The sequence below is a fragment of the Clostridium sp. Marseille-P3244 genome, assembly GCF_900120155.1.
Classification (GTDB): domain Bacteria; phylum Bacillota; class Clostridia; order Lachnospirales; family Lachnospiraceae; genus Mediterraneibacter.
The window spans coordinates 1-2201 of record NZ_LT635547.1 but is presented as its reverse complement, the minus strand read 5'-3'; the positions used below and the strand labels follow the sequence as shown (position 1 = coordinate 2201).

The following is a 2201-nucleotide window of genomic DNA, read 5'->3' as shown; positions in this document are numbered from 1 at the left end:
GCCTCCTTCTACTGCTGTCAGAAGGAGAGATAACCATACCATGGATGTATGAAAGAGTAAATATCAACTGTGCAGAAGTAAACGCTACTCCCCCTGGGGGAGGTGGAATTTAAAATTTCATTTTTGGACTCCTCCTGAGCATTGAGCAATCCGCTGACAAGAGCCTGGATTAATGTTATAATATCCATGAGTATTGGTACTCCTTTCGGTTTTTGTTTTTTCGTCGAAATCATTATACCTCAAGGGACCAATACTCTTTTCATTTATTTTTTATCAACTGCCTATTTCTTTACTCCAACTTAAAATAGAATAGTAGATAACTGTTCTAAACATGAAAAGATGAGCACGGGAGTTTTACAGTTGAATAAATCAAAAATACCTTGCAGGCCGCATAAAGCCTGCATTTTTTGTCAAATTTTATGTTTTTCTCTGTACTTGTTTGTAATAGTGTGTTATAATAAAAAGTCTGCAAATAAAAAGTCAAGCAGAAATTAGTGAATTTTGAAAATTTTATACAGGTTGAAAAAAGAGTATTACAACAAGACCACCGCAGTGCGCTGGCCTGAAGCAAAGTATGGGATTGAAATCAGCTTTCTTTGGATTCTTCCAGAGAAGCAAGGTATTCTCTTACCCGTCCGTAATAAATGCGGAGAAACTTATTGGCTCCGGCAGTCATATAGACATAATACGGCTTGCCTTCTGAACGTTTCTTGTCCATAAAAGCATAGATCGGATCATCCACCGGAGATCGTTTGATCAAGCCGTCCATGATCTGAAACAGTGTTTTTCGCAGACTTGGAGAGCCTTTTTTTGAAGTAGGTACACTTTTCTGGTTATATTTGCCCGAATCATTCTTTCCAGGATCGACACCGGCGAAAGCAGTAAGCGCACCTCTATGTGTGAAACGGGTAACGTCTCCGATCTCAGCCATAAGCTGGGGGCCAAGTGACGGTCCGACTCCGTTCATTGCCATAACAACCGGATATTCCGGGAGCGTGGCGGCAGTTTGATCCATTTTAATGCGGAGAGCCTCCACTGTCTGTGAAGCCGTGTTTAGCATCGTGACAGCCTGCCGTATCAGCGTTTTTGTGCTGTCATCTTTCGGAAATACGGCGATCAGGTCAGAAGAACTCTGATAGATATTTTCCGCCTTTGAGGCACTGAAGTTATAACCGTTGCGTTTGCACCACTTCTTGTAATGCTCCGTAAAGGCTTGCAGAGACTTGCTGCGTACACAGTCCACATGCCAGTAGGTGTAGACAAAGTCCACCCATTTCTGGGAGCCGTCACTGCGGGCAGGGCTGTCAAAGAAGTCATTGGCTCCGGGATAGGTTTGATCCAGGAGGGAAAAGAGGTTGTTTTTCATGGCAGTTTTCTGGTCCATATAGAAACCGAACTGCCGGTTCATTGTTTTGAGTTGGCTGCGTGTTTTATCCATGCTTCCATATTGCTTCAGTTTTGCCCAGCGGTCAAGAGCATAACGGGCGATTTTTTTAGAATCCGCTTTATCCGTCTTTGGAGTACGCAGAGAGTCATCTCCGAAATCCCTGATCAGGATGGGATTGACAGCGCTGACAAAGATGCCGGCATCAGAGAGCCAGTGGGCAACCGGTTCATAGTATCTGCCGGTATGTTCCATGCAGGCTTTGGTTTCGCCGTCAAGGCTTTTGATCTGCTCAATAAGAGCGTTGATAGCGGACTGGGTGTGCGGGATATCGCAGGGCGGCATAAGAACCACATCTCCGGGCCTGCGGATGGTGACAGTGCTTTTACCTTTGGAAACATCGATACCAACAGCGTTCATGATAAAAACTCCTTTGAAATGAATTAGCAATGGTCAATACCAGATTTACTCATTGCCTATTCAATCTACTGGAGATATCACACGAACGAGAAAGTTCAACCTGCGTAAAACGAATGCTGCGAATGAGGGCTGGTTGGCTGACTTTTTAACGGACGTTAAGTCCTAGAAAGGGAAGGCCAGACCTATTGCCACACTCATTCTAACAGCTTAAGCAATAAGATGGGTAATTCCTTACTGGCTGTAAGGGGTATTAACCATAAATATATTGTAGTATTAGCGTCGGGTTAAAATAGCCATCTAGTGTCAGGCTAAAATAGCCAATCCTAGTCAAATTAAAAAAGCCATTACATACAGGTCTTCATCCTCTTATACTGATGATAAGCCAATGCATCAGAAA

Annotated in this window: 1 protein-coding gene; it reads right to left on the bottom strand. The window is 43.5% G+C overall.

Annotated features, from left to right (window positions below):
• Window positions 1-586 precede the first annotated feature (586 nt).
• Window positions 587-1804 carry an IS110 family RNA-guided transposase gene (locus BQ7367_RS00005; RefSeq protein ID WP_072523598.1) on the bottom strand — a complete coding sequence of 406 codons (1218 nt, stop codon included), beginning with the start codon at window positions 1802-1804 and terminating at the stop codon, window positions 587-589.
• Window positions 1805-2201 lie beyond the last annotated feature (397 nt).

What these genes read in the sequence shown, in the direction of transcription:
- BQ7367_RS00005 (WP_072523598.1), bottom strand. Translation starts at nt 1,804, where the DNA reads ATGAACGCTGTTGGTATCGATGTTTCCAAAGGTAAAAGCACTGTCACC.